Annotated in this window: 39 protein-coding genes and 1 tRNA gene; 14 read left to right on the top strand and 26 right to left on the bottom strand. The window is 57.6% G+C overall.

Features of this window, described 5'->3' with window-relative positions; translation table 11 throughout:
- Positions 1-137: 137 nt before the first annotated feature.
- The 3 genes from Q5Y75_RS05920 (at position 138) to Q5Y75_RS05910 (ending at position 2,572) form a co-directional block, all read left to right on the top strand.
- Positions 138-554 (top strand): HIT family protein, encoded by a 417-nt coding sequence (locus Q5Y75_RS05920; protein WP_306195255.1) that lies wholly within the window; start codon positions 138-140, stop codon positions 552-554.
- Between the two features lie 117 nt (positions 555-671).
- On the top strand, positions 672-1,148 hold the full coding sequence (locus tag Q5Y75_RS05915; protein ID WP_306195253.1) for a hypothetical protein: 477 nt from the start codon (positions 672-674) through the stop codon (positions 1,146-1,148).
- 137 nt (positions 1,149-1,285) lie between these two features.
- Positions 1,286-2,572, top strand: coding sequence for an MFS transporter (locus Q5Y75_RS05910; protein ID WP_306195251.1), 1,287 nt, complete (start codon positions 1,286-1,288; stop codon positions 2,570-2,572).
- A 19-nt stretch (positions 2,573-2,591) separates the two neighbouring features.
- Here the strand turns inward: Q5Y75_RS05910 and lipB are convergent, their stop codons facing one another.
- Both lipB and Q5Y75_RS05900 read right to left on the bottom strand, forming a co-directional pair.
- The gene (gene lipB / locus Q5Y75_RS05905; protein WP_306195249.1) at positions 2,592-3,263 is read right to left on the bottom strand and encodes a lipoyl(octanoyl) transferase LipB; all 672 of its coding nucleotides are present in this window, start codon (positions 3,261-3,263) and stop codon (positions 2,592-2,594) included.
- A 39-nt stretch (positions 3,264-3,302) separates the two neighbouring features.
- Positions 3,303-3,962, bottom strand: coding sequence for a DsbA family oxidoreductase (locus Q5Y75_RS05900; RefSeq protein ID WP_306195247.1), 660 nt, complete (start codon positions 3,960-3,962; stop codon positions 3,303-3,305).
- A 137-nt stretch (positions 3,963-4,099) separates the two neighbouring features.
- On the opposite strand from Q5Y75_RS05900, the gene Q5Y75_RS05895 reads away from it, so the two are divergent.
- Positions 4,100-4,186 (top strand) — tRNA-Leu (locus tag Q5Y75_RS05895).
- Between the two features lie 143 nt (positions 4,187-4,329).
- Positions 4,330-5,292, top strand: coding sequence for a tyrosine-type recombinase/integrase (locus Q5Y75_RS05890; protein ID WP_306195245.1), 963 nt, complete (start codon positions 4,330-4,332; stop codon positions 5,290-5,292).
- Between the two features lie 224 nt (positions 5,293-5,516).
- Here Q5Y75_RS05890 and Q5Y75_RS05885 read toward each other — a convergent pair whose 3' ends face one another.
- The 23 genes from Q5Y75_RS05885 to Q5Y75_RS05775 form a co-directional block, all read right to left on the bottom strand.
- Positions 5,517-5,741: a hypothetical protein gene (locus Q5Y75_RS05885; protein ID WP_306195244.1), complete on the bottom strand. Its 225-nt coding sequence runs from the start codon at positions 5,739-5,741 to the stop codon at positions 5,517-5,519.
- The gene (locus Q5Y75_RS05880) at positions 5,734-5,979 is read right to left on the bottom strand and encodes a DUF551 domain-containing protein (protein ID WP_306195243.1); all 246 of its coding nucleotides are present in this window, start codon (positions 5,977-5,979) and stop codon (positions 5,734-5,736) included. Before Q5Y75_RS05880 ends, Q5Y75_RS05885 begins: the two co-directional genes overlap by 8 nt.
- Positions 5,976-6,287, bottom strand: a complete 312-nt coding sequence (locus Q5Y75_RS05875; RefSeq protein ID WP_306195241.1) for a hypothetical protein — start codon at positions 6,285-6,287, stop codon at positions 5,976-5,978. Before Q5Y75_RS05875 ends, Q5Y75_RS05880 begins: the two co-directional genes overlap by 4 nt.
- Complete coding sequence (locus Q5Y75_RS05870; protein ID WP_306195239.1) at positions 6,288-6,728, bottom strand: hypothetical protein; 441 nt, start codon at positions 6,726-6,728, stop codon at positions 6,288-6,290.
- The gene (locus Q5Y75_RS05865; RefSeq protein ID WP_306195238.1) at positions 6,725-7,111 is read right to left on the bottom strand and encodes a hypothetical protein; all 387 of its coding nucleotides are present in this window, start codon (positions 7,109-7,111) and stop codon (positions 6,725-6,727) included. Before Q5Y75_RS05865 ends, Q5Y75_RS05870 begins: the two co-directional genes overlap by 4 nt.
- Positions 7,108-7,311, bottom strand: coding sequence for a zinc finger BED domain-containing protein (locus Q5Y75_RS05860; protein ID WP_306195236.1), 204 nt, complete (start codon positions 7,309-7,311; stop codon positions 7,108-7,110). The genes Q5Y75_RS05865 and Q5Y75_RS05860 overlap by 4 nt, the downstream gene beginning before the upstream one ends.
- A 10-nt stretch (positions 7,312-7,321) precedes the next feature.
- The gene (locus Q5Y75_RS05855) at positions 7,322-7,555 is read right to left on the bottom strand and encodes a hypothetical protein (RefSeq protein WP_306195234.1); all 234 of its coding nucleotides are present in this window, start codon (positions 7,553-7,555) and stop codon (positions 7,322-7,324) included.
- Positions 7,552-8,157 (bottom strand): hypothetical protein, encoded by a 606-nt coding sequence (locus tag Q5Y75_RS05850; RefSeq protein ID WP_306195232.1) that lies wholly within the window; start codon positions 8,155-8,157, stop codon positions 7,552-7,554. Before Q5Y75_RS05850 ends, Q5Y75_RS05855 begins: the two co-directional genes overlap by 4 nt.
- Positions 8,144-8,494, bottom strand: a complete 351-nt coding sequence (locus Q5Y75_RS05845; protein WP_306195230.1) for a hypothetical protein — start codon at positions 8,492-8,494, stop codon at positions 8,144-8,146. Before Q5Y75_RS05845 ends, Q5Y75_RS05850 begins: the two co-directional genes overlap by 14 nt.
- Complete coding sequence (locus Q5Y75_RS05840) at positions 8,491-8,766, bottom strand: hypothetical protein (RefSeq protein ID WP_306195228.1); 276 nt, start codon at positions 8,764-8,766, stop codon at positions 8,491-8,493. Before Q5Y75_RS05840 ends, Q5Y75_RS05845 begins: the two co-directional genes overlap by 4 nt.
- A 12-nt stretch (positions 8,767-8,778) precedes the next feature.
- A complete protein-coding gene (locus Q5Y75_RS05835) occupies positions 8,779-8,940 on the bottom strand; it encodes a hypothetical protein (RefSeq protein ID WP_306195226.1) in 162 nt (53 codons plus the stop codon).
- A 199-nt stretch (positions 8,941-9,139) separates the two neighbouring features.
- Positions 9,140-9,550 carry a hypothetical protein gene (locus Q5Y75_RS05830; protein ID WP_306195224.1) on the bottom strand — a complete coding sequence of 137 codons (411 nt, stop codon included), beginning with the start codon at positions 9,548-9,550 and terminating at the stop codon, positions 9,140-9,142.
- Complete coding sequence (locus Q5Y75_RS05825; RefSeq protein ID WP_306195222.1) at positions 9,547-9,978, bottom strand: NinB/YbcN family protein; 432 nt, start codon at positions 9,976-9,978, stop codon at positions 9,547-9,549. Before Q5Y75_RS05825 ends, Q5Y75_RS05830 begins: the two co-directional genes overlap by 4 nt.
- A gap of 112 nt (positions 9,979-10,090) precedes the next feature.
- On the bottom strand, positions 10,091-10,339 hold the full coding sequence (locus tag Q5Y75_RS05820) for a hypothetical protein (protein ID WP_306195220.1): 249 nt from the start codon (positions 10,337-10,339) through the stop codon (positions 10,091-10,093).
- On the bottom strand, positions 10,339-11,277 hold the full coding sequence (locus Q5Y75_RS05815) for an ATP-binding protein (protein ID WP_306195219.1): 939 nt from the start codon (positions 11,275-11,277) through the stop codon (positions 10,339-10,341). The genes Q5Y75_RS05820 and Q5Y75_RS05815 overlap by 1 nt, the downstream gene beginning before the upstream one ends.
- Before the next feature lie 190 nt (positions 11,278-11,467).
- Positions 11,468-11,647, bottom strand: coding sequence for a hypothetical protein (locus tag Q5Y75_RS05810; protein ID WP_306195217.1), 180 nt, complete (start codon positions 11,645-11,647; stop codon positions 11,468-11,470).
- Positions 11,648-11,852: 205 nt separating this feature from the next.
- Positions 11,853-12,062 carry a hypothetical protein gene (locus Q5Y75_RS05805; RefSeq protein WP_306195215.1) on the bottom strand — a complete coding sequence of 70 codons (210 nt, stop codon included), beginning with the start codon at positions 12,060-12,062 and terminating at the stop codon, positions 11,853-11,855.
- An 80-nt stretch (positions 12,063-12,142) separates the two neighbouring features.
- Entirely contained in the window at positions 12,143-12,328 is a 186-nt protein-coding gene (locus tag Q5Y75_RS05800; RefSeq protein ID WP_306195213.1) for a hypothetical protein, read from the bottom strand.
- Entirely contained in the window at positions 12,325-12,519 is a 195-nt protein-coding gene (locus tag Q5Y75_RS05795; protein ID WP_306195212.1) for a hypothetical protein, read from the bottom strand. Before Q5Y75_RS05795 ends, Q5Y75_RS05800 begins: the two co-directional genes overlap by 4 nt.
- A 249-nt stretch (positions 12,520-12,768) precedes the next feature.
- Positions 12,769-13,059, bottom strand: a complete 291-nt coding sequence (locus tag Q5Y75_RS05790; RefSeq protein ID WP_306195210.1) for a hypothetical protein — start codon at positions 13,057-13,059, stop codon at positions 12,769-12,771.
- Positions 13,056-13,394 (bottom strand): hypothetical protein, encoded by a 339-nt coding sequence (locus Q5Y75_RS05785; protein ID WP_306195208.1) that lies wholly within the window; start codon positions 13,392-13,394, stop codon positions 13,056-13,058. Before Q5Y75_RS05785 ends, Q5Y75_RS05790 begins: the two co-directional genes overlap by 4 nt.
- 2 nt (positions 13,395-13,396) lie before the next feature.
- Positions 13,397-13,708 carry a hypothetical protein gene (locus Q5Y75_RS05780; protein WP_306195206.1) on the bottom strand — a complete coding sequence of 104 codons (312 nt, stop codon included), beginning with the start codon at positions 13,706-13,708 and terminating at the stop codon, positions 13,397-13,399.
- Between the two features lie 994 nt (positions 13,709-14,702).
- Positions 14,703-15,059 carry a helix-turn-helix domain-containing protein gene (locus Q5Y75_RS05775; protein WP_306195204.1) on the bottom strand — a complete coding sequence of 119 codons (357 nt, stop codon included), beginning with the start codon at positions 15,057-15,059 and terminating at the stop codon, positions 14,703-14,705.
- Between the two features lie 71 nt (positions 15,060-15,130).
- Between Q5Y75_RS05775 and Q5Y75_RS05770 the strand changes: the two genes are divergently transcribed.
- On the top strand, positions 15,131-15,373 hold the full coding sequence (locus Q5Y75_RS05770) for a hypothetical protein (RefSeq protein WP_306195202.1): 243 nt from the start codon (positions 15,131-15,133) through the stop codon (positions 15,371-15,373).
- A 144-nt stretch (positions 15,374-15,517) separates the two neighbouring features.
- On the opposite strand, the gene Q5Y75_RS05765 is transcribed toward Q5Y75_RS05770, so the two are convergent.
- Complete coding sequence (locus tag Q5Y75_RS05765; protein ID WP_306195200.1) at positions 15,518-15,766, bottom strand: hypothetical protein; 249 nt, start codon at positions 15,764-15,766, stop codon at positions 15,518-15,520.
- Between the two features lie 249 nt (positions 15,767-16,015).
- Here Q5Y75_RS05765 and Q5Y75_RS05760 point away from each other — a divergent pair, with 249 nt between their 5' ends.
- From Q5Y75_RS05760 to Q5Y75_RS05725, 8 genes are read left to right on the top strand one after another with little or no spacing between them, the layout of a single operon-like run.
- Positions 16,016-16,570, top strand: coding sequence for a TRM11 family methyltransferase (locus tag Q5Y75_RS05760; RefSeq protein WP_306195198.1), 555 nt, complete (start codon positions 16,016-16,018; stop codon positions 16,568-16,570).
- A complete protein-coding gene (locus Q5Y75_RS05755) occupies positions 16,567-17,211 on the top strand; it encodes a hypothetical protein (RefSeq protein WP_306195196.1) in 645 nt (214 codons plus the stop codon). Before Q5Y75_RS05760 ends, Q5Y75_RS05755 begins: the two co-directional genes overlap by 4 nt.
- Before the next feature lie 10 nt (positions 17,212-17,221).
- On the top strand, positions 17,222-17,377 hold the full coding sequence (locus Q5Y75_RS05750; protein WP_306195195.1) for a hypothetical protein: 156 nt from the start codon (positions 17,222-17,224) through the stop codon (positions 17,375-17,377).
- Positions 17,374-17,586, top strand: coding sequence for a hypothetical protein (locus Q5Y75_RS05745; RefSeq protein WP_306195194.1), 213 nt, complete (start codon positions 17,374-17,376; stop codon positions 17,584-17,586). The genes Q5Y75_RS05750 and Q5Y75_RS05745 overlap by 4 nt, the downstream gene beginning before the upstream one ends.
- A gap of 30 nt (positions 17,587-17,616) precedes the next feature.
- Positions 17,617-18,054: a putative PDDEXK endonuclease gene (locus Q5Y75_RS05740; protein ID WP_306195192.1), complete on the top strand. Its 438-nt coding sequence runs from the start codon at positions 17,617-17,619 to the stop codon at positions 18,052-18,054.
- Positions 18,051-18,815 carry a DUF1376 domain-containing protein gene (locus tag Q5Y75_RS05735; RefSeq protein ID WP_306195190.1) on the top strand — a complete coding sequence of 255 codons (765 nt, stop codon included), beginning with the start codon at positions 18,051-18,053 and terminating at the stop codon, positions 18,813-18,815. The genes Q5Y75_RS05740 and Q5Y75_RS05735 overlap by 4 nt, the downstream gene beginning before the upstream one ends.
- On the top strand, positions 18,802-19,419 hold the full coding sequence (locus tag Q5Y75_RS05730) for a hypothetical protein (protein WP_306195188.1): 618 nt from the start codon (positions 18,802-18,804) through the stop codon (positions 19,417-19,419). The genes Q5Y75_RS05735 and Q5Y75_RS05730 overlap by 14 nt, the downstream gene beginning before the upstream one ends.
- Positions 19,416-19,775 (top strand): helix-turn-helix domain-containing protein, encoded by a 360-nt coding sequence (locus Q5Y75_RS05725; RefSeq protein ID WP_306195186.1) that lies wholly within the window; start codon positions 19,416-19,418, stop codon positions 19,773-19,775. Before Q5Y75_RS05730 ends, Q5Y75_RS05725 begins: the two co-directional genes overlap by 4 nt.
- Positions 19,776-19,875: the final 100 nt, after the last annotated feature.

The raw sequence follows: 19,875 nt of genomic DNA, 5'->3' as shown, positions 1-19,875 counted from the left end.
AAAGAGGCAACCGCGCAGCCAGCTTTGAGTGCCGCCTCTTGAAAAGACCGGTTTGGAAAGGGCGCAACCCGATCATGGGTTGACCTTGCGCACCGGGCTGGCAACAACGGGGCATTAGCAGAAACTTCAGGTGCGCCATGGCTTACGATCCCGACAACATCTTCGCCAAGATCCTGCGCGAGGAGATCCCGGCCACGCGCGTCTATGAGGACGATCAGACACTGGCCTTCATGGACATCATGCCGCGCGCCGACGGGCATCTGTTGGTGATCCCGAAAACGCCCTGCCGCAACCTGCTGGATGCCACGCCCGAGCAGCTTTCAGCCGTGATCGCAACCACGCAGAAGCTGTCGCATGCGGTGATGAGGGCCTTCGGCGCCGAAGGTGTCACGATCCAGCAATTCAACGAAGAGGTTGGCGGGCAGGAGGTGTTTCACCTGCATTTCCACGTGCTGCCACGCCATGAGGGGGTGTCGCTGCGCCCGCCCGGGAACATGGGCGATTTCGACCTGATCGCGCAACATGCCGAGAAAATCCGCGCCGCACTGGAGTGATTGCCCTGCCGGGCACCGCGGCTAAATTGGTCTCAACCTGAAACTGTGATATCCTTGCTCTCGCCGCCGTTTATTTCAACTGGCGGGTCGCAAGATTTTTTTGGGGGATTTTTTTTGATGTTTGGTTCAAGGCTGCTCTTCGTTCTTTTTCCTTTTGTGTTTTCTCATGGGGCCTGGGCGGAGTCTTTTGATGCATATGGTACGGGGATTGCCATTTCGACCTCGGTCACGACGCAAGTCTCAGAGGCGCTGATCGTCGTTGACGTCCACACCGAGTATGAAAAGTTCGACGCCGTCGATCCGCAGAACCCGTTGGCGACGGTCAAAGGGCCCTGCTTTGGATCGATCATGATCAAGTCGGGGCAGGTCTCGGGCGGGGGCGTTTGCAATTACACCGATCAGGATGGCGATATGGCGATCTTAAGCTGGGTGCCGCAGGGGATCGGGCGTGACGGGCTGACGATCGGCATCTGGTCGGTCGAGGGCGGCACCGGCAAATGGGACGGTGCCTCGGGCGGCGGCGCGTTTCGCGCTGGCACCCGCGATGATGGCAGCTACCGCAACGATGTGACCGGGGCGATCACGCTGCCCTGACCCCGGTCGCTGCGAACTCTTTCCGGCCATTGGTGGCGCACCGGTCCGGCTAGCTTACTGTCGGGGCCTGTGCGATACCTCGACAATCGCTCACAAAGCGCCCGACCTCTTCGGCGTGAAACGGTGCAGAATGTCGGATGATGGTACCTCTTGATACCAAGACCAATCGTTGGAACTTCGGGTCGCTGACAGTACAGGGCGTTTGCAACCAGGTCGGTTTCGAGCTTTGCAGCGAAAAGCTGGTCCTGCCGTTTATCTACACTGCGGTGGGTGGGCCGGCCTATTTCGCTGGCACGATCCTGTCGACAGTGAATATCACCAAGTTTTTGTCCCAGGTCCCTGGCGCGACCTTCCTGACCCGCGTGCGATATAGCAAACGCGTGATGGCGTGCTCGACGTTGATTTGCGTCGCTGCACTGGCTGCGGTCGCGATGATGCGCGATGATTTCGCCGCGCAGACGGTTGTGGTGATCTTTTTGCTCGCCGCCGCGCTGATCGGTGTCGGAAAGGGATTGGGCGTGCTGGCTTTCCAGGATGTTTTCGGTCGCTCGCTCTGGCAGTCCTCGCGCGCGCGGCTGTTGTTCCTGACCGGGGCTGTAACCGGGTTAGGCGTGATCGCGTCGACCTATCTGTCGGTCAACTATCTGGATTTTGACGGCGATGACAGCTTTAACAGCGAGTTGATTGTCGTTGGAGCGGTTCTGCTGACGCTGTCGGCGGCTGCTGCGCTGATGCTGCGCGAACCTGCAAAGACGACTTCCGGCGGCACCGAGCAGACCGACACCGGCGCTTTCAGAAATTTCTCGGACGAGGTGCGCGGCGGGCTTGCGATTGCCGGGCGCCAGACGTGGTTTCGCAAGTACCTCGTGGCAAGAATGCTGCTGACGCCGATCGAGGTTGCGACACCGTTTTTTGCCATTCACGCCGTTGCCTTGCATCCCGACACAGCGCCCAGCCTACCGACCTTTGTTGTTGCCGGAGCGCTGGGCATGATGATCGGGGGTGCAGTTTTTCCGGCATTCAGTCGGAAATCCGACCGTCTGACCATGAATGTCTCGGCGCTGATTGCCTGTCTGGGGGCGCTTTTGTCGCTGAGCTTGCAATTTTTTCCCGATCTCAGAAACCTTGCCACCCACAGCGCCGCCTTTCTGCTGCTTGCGATCGCTAATCAGGGGGTGAGCGTCAGCAAGACCGTCTATCTGGTGAACGCCGCTTCCGATGACACCCGGCCCTACTGCGTTGCCGCGTCCAATCTCGTCAGCGGTGTTCTGGGGTTTCTGCTGGCGCTGGTTTTGGGCATGATTGCGCATGTGCAAGGCGCGGAAGCGGCCCTGATCGGGATGATCCCGCTCAATCTCGCGGCAGCCTACTATGTCATGCGCTTGCCGAGCAGCCGCAACTTGAGCGCGCAGGACGGTCTATAGCCGCGAGTCTGGTTCCTTATCAGTCTTGCGCCGCGTGCGCGGGCAGGGGGCCGATGACCTGATCGAAACTCTTGCGCAAGGCAACATCCAGATCACCCATCGTGACCGGCAGGCCCAGATCGACCAGCGAGGTGACGCCATGTTCGGTGATGCCGCAGGGCACGATCCCGTCAAAATGGCTCAGATCTGGTTCGACATTGATCGAGATGCCATGAAAGCTCACCCATTTGCGCAGGCGGATGCCAATGGCGGCGATCTTGTCCTCGGGCTTGGCGCCGCTGGTGGTCAGCGGTTTGTCATCGCGCACGATCCAGACACCCACGCGCCCTTCTCGGATATGGCCACGCAGGTTGAACTGATCCATTGTGGCGATCACCCATTCCTCAAGCTGCTGCACGAACCTGCGCACATCCTTGCCGCGCCTGCCCACATCCAGCATCACATAGACAACGCGCTGCCCCGGACCGTGATAGGTATATTGGCCGCCACGCTTGCTCTCATATACCGGGAACCGGTCCGGATCGGTCAGATCCTCGCGCCGCGCCGAGGTGCCAGCGGTATAGAGCGGCGGATGTTCCAGTAGCCAGATGCATTCCTCTGCCTCGCCCGCCGCAATCGCGGAAGCGCGCGCCTCCATGAAGGCGACAGCCTCGTCATAATCGGTCAAACCGTCTGAAGTGATCCAGTCCATGGCCTGTCCTTACCCCTCGTTGCCGGGCGAGGGAAGGGGTCAGGCGGCCTCTGCCAGGCAGCGTTGCAGCACCTCAGCATAGGTCTCACGGCCCTGCGCTCCGGTCAGAAGGTATTTGCCGCCGAACGCCATCGCGGGCACGCCGGTGATGCCGCGGCTGGTCCAGAATTGCTGTTTCTCACGCACCGGGGCGGCAAATTGGCCCGAGTCCAGCGCCGCGCGCGCGGCCTCCGGCTCCAACCCCGCCTGTGCCGCTGCCGCGACGAGGAAATCCGGGTCGGAGATATCGCGGCCATGGGTGAAATAGGCCTCAAACAGCGCCAGCTTCAGCGGGTGCTGCCTTCCTTGCGTTTCGGCCCAATCCAGCAATTGATGCGCCTGAAACGTGTTCACGATGCGGCTGTCATCGGTAAATTTGAAGGTAATTCCCAGCCCCTGCCCAAGCGCCGTCAGCCGCTCCCGCGCCTGCTGGCTTTGTTCGGCCGATGTGCCATATTTCTCCATAATATGGTCACGCAGGTTCTGACCCTCGGGCGGCATGTTGGGATTGAGCTCAAACGGGTGCCATCTGAGTTGTGCGACGATCCCGGTTTCCCCAAGCGCCTGATCCAGTTGCCGAAACCCCACGATACACCATGGGCAAACCACATCCGAGACCACATCAATCTGGACAATAGGGCGGTTCTGCGCGTCACTCATGGCGGTGTTTCCTGCGATTTCTGCAACCGCATCGCTAGCAGAGATCGCACCCGGGGGGAAATCAAACTGAAGTGTGTATTTCCCTCTTCACATCGCCGCACCCCTCGTCTATATGCCGCTCTACCAAGCCTGACAGTGCGGTCGTGGCGGAATTGGTAGACGCGCAGCGTTGAGGTCGCTGTGGGGTAACACCCGTGGAAGTTCGAGTCTTCTCGACCGCACCAGCAGGCGATATCATTTGATATCAAAAACTATCAAAAACTATCAAATTAAGGCCCAAGCGGCCCACTGCCACAAGTTTTGAGTTCCCATGAGCGTCAAAACTGTGCAACCAGTTACGCATATTTTCCGCAAAAGTGCGTAACTCATGGCATCAATTCGAAAGCTCAAGACAGGATACCGCGCTGAGGTCGCGCGTAAAGGTGTGCGTAAATCCAAGGTCTTTGCGACTCGCCGGGACGCTAAGGAGTGGGCCACCCGGGTTGAATACGAGATACTGAACGGAGAAAAGATAGCCTCCAAGCTACAACTCGGTGAGGTGTTCGGCCGCTACGCCCGTGAAGTGTCACCGAGCAAGCGGGGGGCACGCTGGGAGACAATCAGGCTCGAAATGCTGGGTCGTGATAGTATCGCGAAGATACAGCTTGAGGATTTATCAACGCAGGACTTTGCAGATTGGCGAGACAGGCGGCTGAAGGAAGTGGCCCCGGCCTCTGTCATCCGCGAGTTGCAGCTTATGTCATCTGTCTTGAATACAGCCCGTAGGGAGTGGGGCTTAATCAAGCACAACTTTATTAGCGATGTGTCTAAGCCCAAGAAGCCACCGCCAAGAGACAGGTTACCGACGCAGCAAGAAGTCGAGGCGCTGCGGCATTGTGCTGGAGAAGACCTATCGAAGGCGACTGCACGCGCCTTTCACGCCTTCCTTTTTGCAATGGAAACCGCGATGCGAGCTGGCGAGATTGCGGGGCTTGAGAGGGACTGTGTGGACGTTGAACGTCGGGTGGCCCATCTCAAACACACCAAGAACGGGCGGCCTCGCGATGTGCCCCTTTCGTCTGAGGCCATTCGATTGCTTCAACAGCTACCAGATGCGGATCCGGTCTTCGGGCTTTCGAGCAGGCAATTGGATGTTCTGTTCAGGAAATCCCGTGATAAGGCCCAGATAGAGAACCTTACGTTTCACGACTCCCGCCATGCAGCGATTACGGCTCTGGCGAGGAAGTTGGATGTTTTGGCGCTGGCACGGATGGTCGGACATACAGACTTGAGAATGCTTCAGGTCTACTACAACGAGAGCGCGGAAGAGTTAGCAAAACGTCTCGACTAGGCCTCCGGGTTTCGGAATAGGCCCTTGTGGGTCTCGACGCGGCCCAGAGAAGCCCAGCGACGTACGGTCTGTAGAGACCTCCCGACTTTCTCAGCATAGTCATCGGCGCTAATCCATCGCGGCTGCGGTGAGACTGCGACTCTTGCAAGCATTTTCTTAAGGTCGGCCAGTTCGCGGCGCACAGCCTCAACGTCGGCCTTGGTTGCAATCTGGTCGGGCTGCATCTACTTGCCCTCCGGGTTCGGCTCAAGCTGGTCTATCCAGCGATTGCCCTTCTCAATGACGCGAGAGAATGTCACCTTAACTTCGACTATTCCGCAGCCATCGAGGCACTTACGGTGCTCTTTAGCGTCGGCCACGGAAGCGTAGACAATGTTTCCGCCCGCAGCCTCACCAAGCTCGAATTCCCAATCAGTCGCGCACATGTATCCGGTAACTGTCTCAGGCATCATGCTCTCCCTCCGGTGGCTCGGGCAGTGGCATCCAGTGGGTGAAGTAAGTCGCGTTGAAGTAAGCTTGGTCCTCCCAATCAAACCAAGGGTTGCCATGTACTTCGGTGTCATCGAAGTGCAGGACCGTAACGCCCGTTGTTATGCCCACTTGGTCGGGGTACGACCATGCAGCTAAGAACGGTGTCCCATCCCTCGGTGCTGGGTTCACAGGGTCGTTGATTTGCTTCCAGGTCATGGGGTGTCCTCCAAGTAGTCCACTTGAACACCCAGCATCTCTATCTTCGTTGCCTTCATCTGAAGCCCCAATGACCCGTCTGTGTGCTGGATTGGGAACAGCCCGCCGAAGCAGGTAACATAACAGTCATCATCGATTACTTCTGCGATGGAATTCGCCTGTCTGCCGAGAACATGGATTCCGACCCTGACATCCTCCATAGTTCCATAGGGGCGCGCCCAAATGCAGAAGTTCACGACTGTTTGGCCGTCCTTTAGTGGCTTTATCTGCACTTTTCTGACAAGGCCTGAAACTGTTGATAGCTGCATTCACCCATCCTCACTGGGGGAGAGGGCGGCGCGGGCTATCTCCTCGGGGAAATCTGACTTCTCGCCCTTCGCATTGCGACCCGTGGCGATTTCGGTCAGTGCTTCCCGCAGCTTCGCTCTATCTGCCCTGAGATTTGCTATGTCTTCTTCGAGCAACTGGATCGTGCAATCTCGGCATTCGATGCCGTCTGTTGTCGTCGCGCGCTCGTCGTATGGGATTTCTGTTTTTATCAGCGAGTAATCCTCACCGTCGTCTGGCTCTGCGTCGAATTCAACACGCCAGACGTGCGTGATTTCTAGCCGCTCATGACAACGCTGCACCTCCGCCCGCAGGTCTTCGATGGCTTGGGCGGCCTTGGCGGCTGGACCCGTCTGCCCCAACTCGGTCGTATCGAACTCAAGCTTTCTCAATTCCCGGAACAGTTCGTCATAGTCAGTCATGTCTGCTCTCCCTCAGATAGCAGGGCGCGGAGGGTCGAAATTGCCAACGAGCGCGGGTCATTGTGCCCATCTGCAATTGCCTGAAGCGCCTCGCGTAGCGGATCATTCACTTTGGCAACGGTGGCCCTTTGGGCTTGGCGGTCCTTCATTGTCGGCTTGCGAGCGAGACATTCGCTGAAAAGCTTTTGCTGCCGAAAGAACAATTCGAGCCCACCCCGGATTCCTTCGACCTGCGCTTTTGCCTCACAGCGCGCGCGAATGGACGCGATGCCGGGCCACGAAAACCATTCTCGGTCGCAGTGGACTAACTCAGCATATTCCGAATCTGTCATCTCCCGCAGCGCTTCAATCCGTCGTGGTTCTGCTTTCGGATCGTCGGTCATTGGGCTGGCTCCTCGTTTGGGTGCTTGTCCTTCATGTGCTGCTTGAGACCGCCATTCGGATCGCCAGCCAAAGAGCGGGTTTTCTTGCCGCAAATCGGGCACACGGCTGTGAAGGGGTTTGGCCCCGTGCGCTTTGTTTTGGGGTCGCGCATTCCCCGGTACATAGCTTGCTGCCACTGATATTCTGCGTGTTCGCCCATCACCCTCTCCTCAGATATCCATTCTCTCGATCTTCCCGCACTTCCGGCAGGTGTAGGTGCAGTCGTCCTCTTGGATGTCCACATCTACGTGTTTGCAGAACGCCTGCTTGACCTGGGTGTGAACGACTCCAATGCTGAGCCGGTAGGCCATGGAAACTGCACGGCGCTGCTGCAATATCCACTCGTAGGGAAACAATATGCAGCCGAAGAGGTACATGAATGCTGCTCGCAGATAGAGGGTCATCGGTCACCTTCCTCTGCCAGAGCGCGGAGGGCGGTATCCACTTTAAATTTGCCGACCTGTGCCAACTCAAAGTTTGACTTTTGCCCGGGACTTTTGATGCAGTTTTTCGCGCAGTATTCGATTGTCTCTAGCGTTTCGCGTAATTCTCGCAGCACCCGCGCCGCCTCCCTCAGCCCTGTCTGGGTGTCGAGGGACGAGAGGATGCGCTTCTCGTAATCGGCTTGGGCTGTGGCTTTGGCTTCATCTATATCTTTCGTTGGGTGATAGGTGTATCCGCCTCTTTTAGAAAAAGCCCAGCGGGGCGACCCTTCGTCAAAGACGGCGTATTGACCGACTTCAGTTACGGCGATTTGGCCCCGACCATCTACCGAGTTACACCACTCCAGCGGCTTGACCTTCACCTGCGCGGTGGGGCGGGCATCGGCGCGGAGAGGCCGCAAGTTTTTTCCGACGACCTCGGTGTAATCAATGTCGGTGTGCCAGTCTTGGCCGCAGTCAGTGCAGAGCCTCAAGGTGCGGGTATAATAGCCGCCATGATAATTCTCCGACCCACATTCGGGGCAGTAGTCCCAGATCTTCTCTGGCGCTTTATCCGTTGTCATATGCCTCGCCTCCCTTCTTGAGGGCGCGGATGCCCGCTGCGTATCCCATTCCGGGGTGCGACATTCCCTTTATCGGGTGCGCCGGTTGAGGCATGTAAATGTCGCAGTTCGCTTTGGAGGGATCACCCGGCGTGGTCATTGCGGTGGTTTCGCAGTAGACCGCCATCGCCTCTATCGCCTCATTCCATGCCGCATCGCGTTCGTCGCATGCCTCGCAAAACTCGTTCCAAACCTTTTGCAGGAAGTTGCAGGCCTCCTCGTGGGTGCCTTCCTCTCGGATTGCATTGATGAATGCGGCGGGGACGTGTGGGGCGTCCTTCTGTCTCTGCTCAGTCATGGCGAGCCTCTCCTGGATTTCTCATATGCGTCGATCACAGCCCAAGCTTCGTCATCGTTCAGCGGTATTGTTGCCGCCAATTCCCCATCGACCGAAAGCCGGTCCAGCGCATCACAATTGTCTTCAAGCACCTGCTCTGCACTGGTGCCATAGAGTGTGATTGCGAACTTCTTGCCGTCCTTCCAGTGGCTGCACGTCCACGGCTTCATTCCGCCAATCGTGGGCGTGTCGAATGCTGGGTGGTCTACCGGCGCTGGCCCTCTGTCAGTCATGCTCTGCTCCTCTTATGGCATGTCGATTAGGCGTTCTCTGGTGATTGGGCATGGATGGCCGGTGATTTCCTCGCCACCCGCTTTGACGGTGATCCTGCCATCCGGCTCTGTGCGCACGTACTCCCCCTGCACGTATGGGCCATTGGGGCCGGAGGGCATGATGGTGCGGATCATGACTGACCTTCCCTGCGGGCCTCAGCGCAGATTCTGATCGCTTTCTCCTGCATCCAAGCCTCTCGCTCAGCGTCACGCTCCTGCCGTTTCTCCGCTTCTAAGGCGCTGCGCATGTCGATCATGGGTGCCGATCCACATAGAAGGCAGCCCGTCATCCACTCTCCACAAAGAGCACAGACGAATGTCCCATCAGTCAAACTCATCTCGCCTCCAATATCTGCGCCAGGAACGCGCGGTTTGCCCGTGCCTGCATGTCTGCCAACAGCGCTGTTGGGTCGTCCTGCTTGGTGAAGTGGTCGTACAAACGCTCAGCCCATTCGATATGCTGGGGATAAGGGATGCCCACGTTCTTCCAGAACTCCCGCCTGTTCCGTTCCTCTGCGTGGTGCAGGGGCTTAGAAAGGGGTAGGACAGTCCATAGCGCTGCCTTACGAGACATACCCTTGCCCTCGGCAGGTCCACCCGTGTGCGCCAGTTCGATATCAATCCGACCCGACAGGCAGCAGACACAGTTGAGGTGCAGCCACTTGTAGTAGCGCTTTTCCTCGGTCGAGCCGCGCATTGTGCGGACCTTCTGAGCGGGTGGGAATTGCGGGGTGATACGACTCATGACGCGTCCTCCGGTTCAGTCAGGCGAAAGCCCTTTGCGGTCTGGTCGTGGTAAACCGCGTCCAGATACCGACGCTTCTGGTCCTTGTTCATTAAGCTGGTGACCGGCCAGTAGCGCAGGGCCTGGATTTTCACGTCAAAGGGCAGGGGCCGAATTGCTCGGTCGTATGCGGCGCTGAACTCGGCATCTTCCGCGCAGAGAATGGGAACCCCATAGAAGCCCTTGCATTCCGCCTTCACGTCTATAGGCAGGGTGTCCCCTCGCTGCTTGGCAATCTCCGCGTACCACTTGTGCGACAGGTTGTTTTGCGGAGACGAGCGGTGGGGTGGTTCTAGTATGCAAACCCACCCATCAGGGGCCTTAAGCACGGCCTCTGCTGCCTCGCCTTTCTTGGTCAGGCTGGTAAGGGGGAGGGTCTGCGGCTCCATCACAGCACCACCCAGCCAATCACGACAATGACCACTACAAGCCCCATGCAGACGAAGAAGCCCTCAAGAAGCAGGCGAACTGTTCGGGCCAGCTTTTCGGTTTCCTTGCCCATCACGCACCCCGCCGAATTGCATAGGCGTCGTATTGGATGGTCGCGTAGTTGACGCCCAATACCTTGGCGATATCGCAGAGCTTCATGCCTTGTTCGCGCATATCCTTTACCGCCTGACGACGCTCTGACACCTGCTTTGAAGCGCGGCGATTGGGCGTCGGGGGACCATGGTTCTCGGAGCCCCAGACGCGGCGGAAGCGATTGTTGCAGCGCTTGGCATCGGCCTTCATGGCGGCGAGGGGTGACATCACGCGGCCTCCGGTTCTTCTGGCTCTGGCGCGTCCTCAAGGTCATCCTCGGGATGCACGTAGGCGTGTGTTGTGGGGTCGAACTCAAGGCCGAGGTCTTTTGCGTGCTGGGCAACCATCAGGGCCACGTCACGACCCGCTTTCTTGGCCCGTCCGAGAACCTCATTGATGTCCGCTGCGGTCTTGATGTCCGGTAGGGTGTTTTCGAACCAATCGATTTCGCTGCGGCGCTCGATTTGCTCCTGCGAAAGCTGGTTGATGCCCTCTTTCACCCGATCAAGGATGCCAGCGAGACAGGTCTTGAACTCGGGCGATCCTGCATCTGGGATAACCAACGAACCGATGTTGGCCGGGTCTTTCCCGAATGACGTCTCAGTCGGGGAGAACATAAACTGACGCTGACGGTTGTAGATTGAGATGCGGGCGATCACGTCGCTATCGGTCAGCACGAGGTCTTTCGATCCGCCCTGGATTTTCAGGCGCTCTTTGACCACTTCGCCATCGGCCTTTTCATCCATGTGGGACAGCAGGACCACATCCTTGCCAAAGCCACGGACACGGCGCAGGAACGCCCCAAACCGAACCCCAAGCTGGCCCCACCCGCGCTGGTTCAATGCACCAGCAGAAGCAAGGCGAGGGGCGGTGTTGATGATGTCCTGCGTCAGGGCATCAAGCGCCTTCCCGACGGTATCAATGACGATGGTGTCATACGGGGCGAGGTCGTCAGCATCCATGCTGGATATGTCCGACCACTTGCTTGCAAGCACGACGTCGCGCCGGTCTACCGCGCGGTGTGCCCCGTGGTCGAAGTCTATCAGCAACGGTTCCGATGCAGTGAACGCAAGGCTTGTTTTACCCAAGCCGGGTTGCGAGTATATTGTCATCACCAGATTGGTGATTTCTATGGGTTCGTAAGAGCTTGTGATATTCAAGGGCATCTAACATTTCTCCAGTTGATGCGTTTCGTTTAGTGGGCGGCGGGGCTTACCGAGCATCCCTTTCCATTGGTCGCGTTACCTGCGCGCCCGCCGTCCGCCCCTTGCGGGTTCTGTGTTCTCCTGCCCCGCACCCGAAGGCGCGGGGACTTGCTGTGAGCCCTTGGGCTCGGTGGGCCACCGGGGGTGGTGGTTAGGTTTGGTCTTTCATTTCTTCGTAGAGATTGATGATGGTATCGGCCCAATACGGGTCGCCTAAGTGCCACCCAGACCACTCTCTCATGGCCACAAGCGGCGTCAGATTTTCGTCATCCATGCGACCGCGCTCTTTGCACGCCTCTCTGACGCGGGACGGCATATCTTGGACCTTCATCATCATCTCCATTCGGTGTTCAAAAGACCCGGCCAGGTCGGAACCCGACCGGGAGTTGGCGCGGCGGACTAGTTCAGGGAGGAAAAGCCGCGCGGGGAGTATTGGGGTGGAGAGGCGGGCGACAAATCCGGCGTCCCGTCGTGTCGCTGGCACCGTCGTGCTCAGTGGTTCTGCCTCTCCCACTAGTGACCACCCTATGTTCTGTTCATGCTTCGGGCTTTCCGGCTAATCCGCAGAAGCCCAGATACGGCTCAGTGCGCAGGCTAAGAGCCTCACGGTTCTCGTTTACCCATGCGGGGGCGGTTTTCTCGGTGAGCGGCTTTTCTCGGCCCTCTGGTGTGATGCCGATGGCGTCCTTGACGGCCTGCACATATCCCGGCTCGCTGGTGGTGAGAGGCAGCCAACGCCACGCCATGCACGAACCGCCACGGCAGTTATCGTCGCCTTGGTAGCAGAGCGAACCTCTGGCCGCGCTTTCGGTATGGCCAATCATCCTCAGTACCTCTCTTCTTCATGGTTCAGCCGAACGTCGTTCACGTCTGTTATTGCTGTCGTCAGTATCTTTCCGACCTCAATTCCGACCATGAACGCGATGGCCATGGCTAAGAGGGTCAGACAGAACTTGTTCATGCCTCGCGCAAGCTCACGGCGGCGGAGTTGGTTTGCTGTGAGGTGGGTCATGCGTCACCTCGGGCTTTGTGCCACTCAAGAAGAGCCAGAATGGACACAGAGTTGAGGGTGCAGGACATCAGGCCCAGCAGCGCAGCCATCAGGGAAATTAAGGCAGAACCAGCGCCAACAATCACCGACATCGTACTTAAGCCAATGCACGCGCCGCCTATCGCCACTCCAAACAAGTTCCAGTAAATCATCCCAAATCACCTCCAAGGGGTCCAATAGGGAACGTGTCCCAGTTCGTTTCGCGGTCGGGGGTCATGACGTGCCCCACGAGAGAAGGGGAACGGACTGGACGTCCCGGTAGGTTAGATTGAACCGGGCTACGGCCCTTTCACGGTCAGACTGGCTGAGAGACGCAAGGGCATAGAAGGCAGCCTCCACAGGGTCTCTTTGCTCTGCTGCACGCATGCGGCGGGCATTCTCGGTGTATTCAAAACGCGTCATCACTCGTCTCCATTCTCAGGTCTAAGTATCCGGGCCACGTTCGGGCCGTAGAGCTTGGCAGGGTCGCGGAAGTACCGGACTGCGCGCTCGTGGTAGAGGTGCTTGACCGCCCTTAGTTCCCGAAACAGCAGGGCTGAAGAAATCGGTCGGTTTAGTTCATCCAGAACCCTTATCCGGTCACACACCGCCTTGGCGTTCCGGGCTGCTATCCTCTCGGCCTTGCGACACCAGAGATACCAACCAACACCAGCCAAGGCGGCGGCAGGGGGTATGGCGTAATAGGCGGTCATTGCTCGCCCTCGGGGAGGAGGGACTTTAGGAACTCGACCTCGGCACGGGCGTCGGCGCGGAAGTCTTTGCCGTTAGAGGATATTCCATCTCTCCAATCGCGAAGCTCGTACTCGGCATCAACGTATGGCGTACCCTCGCACCACCTCCGGTCGGCAAATTCCGCTACAGGACACCCGAGACAGCGCTCACTGTATTTTTCCTCGGCCCGATTGTAGATTTGGCAAAGGGGGCTGTGTGTCGAACCAACCTTTGCATTCTCAGCCTTCCGAACCCGCGAGTTCTTCTCCCACTTGTCAATACTGGCCTTGAGGGCTTCTAGAGTGCGCTTGTCCATGGTCACGCCTCCATCTCGTATTCTTCGACACGCCAAACGACATCGACGCCCAGCTTGTTCACGCACCACTCGCGGTCGCGGTAGACAGGCGTCGAACCGTCGCTGATGCAGATACCGACAAGCTTCATGCCGGTGACATGAACGTCCTCGTGGCGGTCGTTGCTGGCGATGAGGTCGGCGCTATCCATGAACGCGGTCACTTCTTCCCCGCGCTCGCCTTCCGGGTCCATCTCCTCAATCCAGACGTCAGACATGTCCACCTTGCGGTCACAAATCGTCCAGTCTGGGCGGGTGTGGTGTCTGTCGAAAGGCATCGTTGGTCTCCGTTTGCTTGAGACCAATGTAATGATTATCGTTACAAACTGTCAAGCGCTAATGTAAAGAAAATCATGATAAACTAATTGGCGCCTGAGTAAGTACCGTGCTGACTTGTACGGATTTACCCAACAAAAAACCCGCCGGAGCGGGGTTGGTACGGTCACTTGATGGGGGAGTGAGATTAGGGAGTGCGTCCACCGCAACGGAATTAATTATAAGCACAGACATAAGCGTGGCATAATGGGTGTGGGCCAGCCTGGGGGCGCGCTTGAATTTGATAGATGTACCGGAACCAGTCCGGCAGTTTAATTTATTCATGTACCGATACGAGCGAGCAACGCGGATGCTCGGGGTGGACCCTTTGGCCCGCCAGATATTCCGAACGCTATGGTTCGAGGGAGACGGCACGTGGAACATGACGACACTATCGCAACGCTTTAATCGCAACAGAGACACTATCCGCCCAATTATCGAACGGAACCTAAAGGCCGGTTACATGAAGCGCGGCAGGCGCTATAAAATATGCATATCCGATGAGGGTTTAGGCGTTCTCGTCTGGGTCGATAGAGAGACCCGAGAAATCGCACTCGGTCAGCGTGTGGGTTTCTCTGAAGGGTTGATTCGGATTTTCAGAGATGCGGGCCTTCCCGAGATAAATCCGGCATGTTCAACAATCAGTTTCCCCAATGATATCAATCCCTTTTCCTGAGATATCATGGCTTTAGGGGTGTCGTTTTTTGGACAGATCAAATTTGACGAAAATGTGACCGACAGTCTACTATGAAAATGAGACTGCAATACAGCAGTCAGCCCCCGAAGGGTGACCGGGGGTTAACCTGACGGAAAGCATGACCATTTTTAACGCTCAGGGGCGCATGGGCGAGCTTTGTTCAGGGTGGGGGAATATAGGGGAAGTGATGAACGACAACGACATTACGATGCTGGCTCTCGAAATTGCGCTGCTGCCCGCCAGCAAAAGGGAGAAAATGCTTAGCTTTCTCCGCTCTCTTCAGAGTCCTTTAGAAACTGAAGGTAGCGACGCGCCTCGCTCTGTTTCTCGGGTGAAATCTCCTGCAACAGAACCAGGGACGCCTTGAAGTCCTCGTTTTGCTTACCAGTGAGTGTCTCGCCAAAGTACTCAAGCAATATCGGAATTTCATGCGACTGCACGCTTCGATCACCCTTCATAAGGGCGGACATGGCCTGCGCTGTGATACCTAGTGCCTCGGCTATCCGGGCCTGAGCGCCACGCTTTTTGTCCATGCGCGCCTTGATCCAGTCGCCGTCGATTTTTTCTGCATGTGCTTCCATGCAGTCAAAATCACTATTTTCGGAACAAAAGAACATTCGCTAAATTCTTTACAAGTGCGGTACGTGTTGCTTGACGTTTGTCATGATTATCATTACAAACTATCAGCATGGAACCAGCCAGCAGCATCATAAAAGCATTTGGCGGTCACGCCAAAGTTGCCGAAATCACCAATCGTCATCGCGTTCGAACCTACGCTTGGACCAAGAAGAAGAGCGAGGGCGGCACGGACGGAAGGATTCCGCCCGAACCAGCCGAAGACCTACTTGCGTACGCTCGTAAAAACGACCTGCCGATCACTGCGGAAGACTTCTTTCCCAAGCCGGGCAAGGCCCAAGCGGATGACAAGTGAAGGGAAATCGAACATGGATTACTCTTTAACATGTAACGAAAATAGTTACATCTCCGCCGCGTTCAACACCCCGGTCAGGAAATCCTTACCCACAGGTAGGGGGAAAAATCGTTGATTACGCGTCATTTCTCAGCATCCCGCCCGCTAGTTCGCTTTGCCCTCCGGTATCTGCGGTGGTGCCTCGGCATGTTCAATCGCAACTTCCAGAGCGGTGATAAGTTCACGTGCCGCAGTGGTATTGCATCTGAGGTGAGCAACGGGAACTTGCTCAATGCCGGTCATAACGCTGTCCTCTCTAACGCGAATGAGCGCTGCCAAGGTAACTTGAGCAACGTTCGGCACGCAGCCCGTGTCGGTGATGACGTCGAAGTAAATAAACGGTGCTTCGCTCAAAGCGGCTCCTCCAATTGGCAAGATTCTGAAAACGTCAGGTTTTCTCAGCCTTCGGTAAACCGGAGGTCGAGTCAATGAGCCTGCTTGCATCCCGCCCGCGCCGGGTAAGCGCGCACCAGAATTCGGCAAGCCGCTCACGGCCCGAATGGACAGCAGGCGAGCGGTTTTTTCGTACTCCTGACGCAAGCCTGATTGCTAGCCCCTCCCCGGCGGGGTGTCCGAAGCCGGGGTCACACATTGGAGGGCGTCATGGGTAAGCGTAGTTCGTTTGATCGCATTCCGCGTGATGCCTATGACACGCCGCTTGAGGCAGTGCTACCGATCATTCCCCAACTTCCCGATAGCTTTTGGGCTTGGGAACCCTGTGCGGGACGTGGCCAGCTTATTGAGCACATCATGGACAACCATGATGGGGCGATCTTGTGCGGCAGTGATATTGAGCCTCGCGCAGCATGGGTATTCCAGAGAGACGCGCTTGAGGTCGAGAACTCCAAGGCTGACCTCATCATCACCAATCCACCATGGGACCGCAAAGTTCTGCACCCCATGATCGAGCATTTCTCGGCAATGTGTCCGACGTGGCTGCTGTTCGATGCGGATTGGGTCCACACGAAACAGAGCGCCCCGTACATCAAATGGCTGCGCAAAATCGTTTCAGTTGGCCGGGTCAAGTGGATTCCAGACAGCCCGTACACCGGCAAAGACAACTGCTGCTGGTACCTGTTCGACCAGAAAGACACTGGCCCGACTGAGTTCGTAGGCAGGTCAATCCCCACCCCAGCACATACAGGGGGCACGGCATGACTTGGCTCATCGCTTGCGAGCGTTCAGGGCGCATTCGGGATGCCATGCTGGCTCGCGGTATCGACGCTGTGTCGTGCGACCTGCATCCCAGCAAGACCGAAGGTCCGCACATTCAAGGTGACGTAACAGAGCTTCTGTTCAAGCGCTGGGAGGGCATCATTGCGCATCCCGAGTGCACTTACCTGACCAATGCCGGGTCAAAGCACCTCTATGTCGATGGCAAGAAAGCAAACGGTCCTGACCCGCAGCGGTGGGCCGACATGGGTGAGGCTGTTGCGTTCTTCAAGCTGTGCCTGCGGTCGAACGCAAAGAAGAAGGCGGTTGAAAACCCCATCATGCACAAGCACGCCGCCAATCGGATTGGATCGAGGGCGACGCAGTTTGTGCAGCCCTGGTGGTTCGGCGAGAAGATGTTCAAGGCCACGGGTTTTCATCTTGAGGGTCTCCCCAAGCTGGTGCCCACAAACAAGCTGACCCCGCCGGAAAAGGGGACCGAGGAATACAAGAAATGGGAATGGGTCTTTCGGATGCCACCGGGGCCGGATCGCAGCGAGAAGCGGTCTGAAACACCTCAAGGCATCGCGGACGCAATAGCTGATCAGTGGGGCCTTGAGCAGGCCTTCGCGCTGGCGGCGGAATAGTGGGGCGGACATGACTAAACCCCAGATCATCAAGACAATCACCAGCCTTGAGGAACTCGCCGCATACGAGGCCGAGGCCAAGAAGCGCGGGATCACCGGTGAGGAACTGGTTGCGATCCACGAGCGACGCAAGGCCCTGACACCCAAGCAGAGGAAGCGGAGATGAACGTTATGCACATTCTTGAGCGCATCAAGCGCGGTGAGCGCGTCATGGTCACGCTGCCAACCGGTCGCATGAAATACAAGCAATACGACCTGACAGACGGCACGGAAATCAACCCGGATCAGTTCGAAAAGTTACGCCCTTTTCTGACACCGGTTGACGCCGGGCTGTTCAGCGATGCCGAACCCCAAAGCTACGTCTGGGGCGGGTAATGGCTGAGTTCGTAAAGCGAGGGCAGGGGGATGGGTAATCTCAGCCGAACCAAAGGCGCGGCCTATGAACGCGAGGTGGCTCTTGAGCTACATGCGCTCACCGGCATCAACTTCGCTCGCAACCTTCGACAGTACCAAAAGTCGGGTGACGACGATCTGCGCGCCGATGATGACGCATGGCCGTTCGCGATTGAGTGCAAGCGATACGCCACTGCAAACACCTGCGCGCCAGCATGGAAGAAGCAGGCCGAAGAGGCAGCAGAGAGGCAAGACAAGCTGCCTGCCGTCTGTTGGCGCGGAGACCGCATGGAAACCCGCGTCAGTGTCCCGATGTACGCCTTCTGCGCGGCCTTTTCACGTCACCAGTGGGCAGACCTGAGCCTGCAGGGCTTTGCGTCCCTGGCGCGGGAAATCATGTCAGGCGCGGCGCTGACCGAGTTCATAGAGTTGAGGGGCGGCGTTGAATGAGTGATTTCAATCCCCAGCGTGCCCGAGCTAAGCGCCCATGCCCTCTTTGGGTCGATGCGTTCCAGCGCGACACGCAGCACCTCGGGGCTGACGAGGTGGGTGCTTACATGATGATCCTGATGGCGATGTGGACGCGGGAGTCGTGCGACTTCCCCGACGAGGATCGCCGCCTCGCTGCCGTCTGTCGGGTGTCTCAAAGGCTCTGGAAGTCACGCATCGGGCCGGTCATTCGCGAGTTCCTGATTGCCGAAGATGGGGTGCTGAAGTCCAAGAAGTTACGAGAACAAGCCACTTATGTGGAACGTCAGTGCAAGGCTCAATCGGACCGCAAAACAGCCGAAAAACCAGATAAGGCATTGAAAGATAATGAACCGCCACCATCCACGGATGCTACGGCGGAAGATGCGGTGGATAAATCCCCGGACCATCCTTCCCAAGTAACCAAGTTACCAATTAGTTCCGATACTAACGTATCGGACGCTGAAGCGTCGCCTGTCGATTTCACGAAAGAGGTTTTCGACAGAGGCGTCGCCTTTCTCAGCAAATACGGAACACCGGAAAAGAAGGCCCGAAGTCTAATCGGGATGTGGCGCAAAGACGCTGGGGACAGTGAAACCTTCAACGCCCTTCGTGACGCGAACCGAGAGGGCGTTACCGAGCCGGTGTCGTGGATTACCGCCAGACTGAAACAGAAGCCCGAGCAGCCCTCAACGGCTGACCTCGTGGCGCAAGCAATGGAGGCCAACCGTGAGCGTATATGACCGAAAACAGCGTGAAACGTTTCTGACCCAAAAAATCACTGGATACCTCGACCGCAAGTCGCCACCTCGCAATCTCGGTGCAAGAGCGCAGGCCGACGAAATGCAGAGCCTCGTTCGGTGCTTCATGCGCTACGCCCCGAGGGACCGGTTCGAGGAATGGTGGCCGCGTTTCGAGGACCGGCTTGACGAGGACGCTAAGACGCGCGCTTGGCCGACGGCTGGTGAGGTGAAGGCAGCAGCCACAGCGATTGCGGGGCCTAGTTCGAAGCGTCCCGCACAGGGCGACGAAATTGACCCGCTGGATATCTACGCCAAGCGCATGGAGCGCGGCGAGCCGGTACCAGACGGGTGTTTTTACGGACGGATTGCGGTGGACATGCAGGCGCGCGGACTGGTGAATTCAGACACTCTGCGCAAGTACCGTTCGGCTTGGTACTTCAAGCTCAAAGCCCAGTACGACGAGGAATATGCCCGTCAAAAAGAGGATGCGGCAAAGGCATTGCACGAGTCCATAGAGGCAGACGACCGACAGCCCGCAGGCCGCCCCGTTCCCAAGCCTGAACCTCAGAAAATGAAAGCCTACGACTGGGACGGTGCCCAATGACCGAGACATGGGAGGAGATGGAAGCCCGCCACCGGCGTGAACGCATGATGATGCTGGAAGGCGAAAGGTCGTCGTCCTATCGGCGCGGCCTGGAGGGGCAAAGCTTGGCCACCGGCAAGATGAAGATGGGAGAGATAAACGTCATCGTCGCCGTTAAGCACGGCCTGTGTCCTCAGAAACTGCGCGGGCATGAGCGGACGAGGGACTACACCAGTGCGCGCTTTGAGGCTTTCAAGAAGTCTCGGGACTTGGGTTACACGCTTCCTCAGATTGGCCGCTTCTGGAACCGGGACCACACAAGCGTTCTGCATGGTCTGCGCCGCTTCGAAGAGATGGAGGCGCGTGGTGACACCTGAGCGTCTTCTCTGGCAAACTGTCCTCATCAACGGCCTGATAGACACCACGGGCCGGAGGATATCTATCGAGCCGTGTCACGCTGACCAAGCCCGCGCCTGG

The organism is Ruegeria discodermiae, from assembly GCF_030758345.1.
Classification (GTDB): Bacteria; Pseudomonadota; Alphaproteobacteria; order Rhodobacterales; family Rhodobacteraceae; genus Ruegeria_C.
This window is presented reverse-complemented; position numbering and strand designations above follow the sequence as displayed.

Coding starts and splice junctions, on each gene's coding strand:
- Q5Y75_RS05920 (WP_306195255.1), top strand. CDS start 138: ATGGCTTACGATCCCGACAACATCTTCGCCAAGATCCTGCGCGAGGAG.
- Q5Y75_RS05915 (WP_306195253.1), top strand. CDS start 672: ATGTTTGGTTCAAGGCTGCTCTTCGTTCTTTTTCCTTTTGTGTTTTCT.
- Q5Y75_RS05910 (WP_306195251.1), top strand. CDS start 1,286: ATGATGGTACCTCTTGATACCAAGACCAATCGTTGGAACTTCGGGTCG.
- lipB (WP_306195249.1), bottom strand. CDS start 3,263: ATGGACTGGATCACTTCAGACGGTTTGACCGATTATGACGAGGCTGTC.
- Q5Y75_RS05900 (WP_306195247.1), bottom strand. CDS start 3,962: ATGAGTGACGCGCAGAACCGCCCTATTGTCCAGATTGATGTGGTCTCG.
- Q5Y75_RS05890 (WP_306195245.1), top strand. CDS start 4,330: ATGGCATCAATTCGAAAGCTCAAGACAGGATACCGCGCTGAGGTCGCG.
- Q5Y75_RS05885 (WP_306195244.1), bottom strand. CDS start 5,741: ATGCCTGAGACAGTTACCGGATACATGTGCGCGACTGATTGGGAATTC.
- Q5Y75_RS05880 (WP_306195243.1), bottom strand. CDS start 5,979: ATGACCTGGAAGCAAATCAACGACCCTGTGAACCCAGCACCGAGGGAT.
- Q5Y75_RS05875 (WP_306195241.1), bottom strand. CDS start 6,287: ATGCAGCTATCAACAGTTTCAGGCCTTGTCAGAAAAGTGCAGATAAAG.
- Q5Y75_RS05870 (WP_306195239.1), bottom strand. CDS start 6,728: ATGACTGACTATGACGAACTGTTCCGGGAATTGAGAAAGCTTGAGTTC.
- Q5Y75_RS05865 (WP_306195238.1), bottom strand. CDS start 7,111: ATGACCGACGATCCGAAAGCAGAACCACGACGGATTGAAGCGCTGCGG.
- Q5Y75_RS05860 (WP_306195236.1), bottom strand. CDS start 7,311: ATGGGCGAACACGCAGAATATCAGTGGCAGCAAGCTATGTACCGGGGA.
- Q5Y75_RS05855 (WP_306195234.1), bottom strand. CDS start 7,555: ATGACCCTCTATCTGCGAGCAGCATTCATGTACCTCTTCGGCTGCATA.
- Q5Y75_RS05850 (WP_306195232.1), bottom strand. CDS start 8,157: ATGACAACGGATAAAGCGCCAGAGAAGATCTGGGACTACTGCCCCGAA.
- Q5Y75_RS05845 (WP_306195230.1), bottom strand. CDS start 8,494: ATGACTGAGCAGAGACAGAAGGACGCCCCACACGTCCCCGCCGCATTC.
- Q5Y75_RS05840 (WP_306195228.1), bottom strand. CDS start 8,766: ATGACTGACAGAGGGCCAGCGCCGGTAGACCACCCAGCATTCGACACG.
- Q5Y75_RS05835 (WP_306195226.1), bottom strand. CDS start 8,940: ATGATCCGCACCATCATGCCCTCCGGCCCCAATGGCCCATACGTGCAG.
- Q5Y75_RS05830 (WP_306195224.1), bottom strand. CDS start 9,550: ATGAGTCGTATCACCCCGCAATTCCCACCCGCTCAGAAGGTCCGCACA.
- Q5Y75_RS05825 (WP_306195222.1), bottom strand. CDS start 9,978: ATGGAGCCGCAGACCCTCCCCCTTACCAGCCTGACCAAGAAAGGCGAG.
- Q5Y75_RS05820 (WP_306195220.1), bottom strand. CDS start 10,339: ATGTCACCCCTCGCCGCCATGAAGGCCGATGCCAAGCGCTGCAACAAT.
- Q5Y75_RS05815 (WP_306195219.1), bottom strand. CDS start 11,277: ATGCCCTTGAATATCACAAGCTCTTACGAACCCATAGAAATCACCAAT.
- Q5Y75_RS05810 (WP_306195217.1), bottom strand. CDS start 11,647: ATGAAGGTCCAAGATATGCCGTCCCGCGTCAGAGAGGCGTGCAAAGAG.
- Q5Y75_RS05805 (WP_306195215.1), bottom strand. CDS start 12,062: ATGGCGTGGCGTTGGCTGCCTCTCACCACCAGCGAGCCGGGATATGTG.
- Q5Y75_RS05800 (WP_306195213.1), bottom strand. CDS start 12,328: ATGACCCACCTCACAGCAAACCAACTCCGCCGCCGTGAGCTTGCGCGA.
- Q5Y75_RS05795 (WP_306195212.1), bottom strand. CDS start 12,519: ATGATTTACTGGAACTTGTTTGGAGTGGCGATAGGCGGCGCGTGCATT.
- Q5Y75_RS05790 (WP_306195210.1), bottom strand. CDS start 13,059: ATGACCGCCTATTACGCCATACCCCCTGCCGCCGCCTTGGCTGGTGTT.
- Q5Y75_RS05785 (WP_306195208.1), bottom strand. CDS start 13,394: ATGGACAAGCGCACTCTAGAAGCCCTCAAGGCCAGTATTGACAAGTGG.
- Q5Y75_RS05780 (WP_306195206.1), bottom strand. CDS start 13,708: ATGCCTTTCGACAGACACCACACCCGCCCAGACTGGACGATTTGTGAC.
- Q5Y75_RS05775 (WP_306195204.1), bottom strand. CDS start 15,059: ATGTTCTTTTGTTCCGAAAATAGTGATTTTGACTGCATGGAAGCACAT.
- Q5Y75_RS05770 (WP_306195202.1), top strand. CDS start 15,131: ATGGAACCAGCCAGCAGCATCATAAAAGCATTTGGCGGTCACGCCAAA.
- Q5Y75_RS05760 (WP_306195198.1), top strand. CDS start 16,016: ATGGGTAAGCGTAGTTCGTTTGATCGCATTCCGCGTGATGCCTATGAC.
- Q5Y75_RS05755 (WP_306195196.1), top strand. CDS start 16,567: ATGACTTGGCTCATCGCTTGCGAGCGTTCAGGGCGCATTCGGGATGCC.
- Q5Y75_RS05750 (WP_306195195.1), top strand. CDS start 17,222: ATGACTAAACCCCAGATCATCAAGACAATCACCAGCCTTGAGGAACTC.
- Q5Y75_RS05745 (WP_306195194.1), top strand. CDS start 17,374: ATGAACGTTATGCACATTCTTGAGCGCATCAAGCGCGGTGAGCGCGTC.
- Q5Y75_RS05740 (WP_306195192.1), top strand. CDS start 17,617: ATGGGTAATCTCAGCCGAACCAAAGGCGCGGCCTATGAACGCGAGGTG.
- Q5Y75_RS05735 (WP_306195190.1), top strand. CDS start 18,051: ATGAGTGATTTCAATCCCCAGCGTGCCCGAGCTAAGCGCCCATGCCCT.
- Q5Y75_RS05725 (WP_306195186.1), top strand. CDS start 19,416: ATGACCGAGACATGGGAGGAGATGGAAGCCCGCCACCGGCGTGAACGC.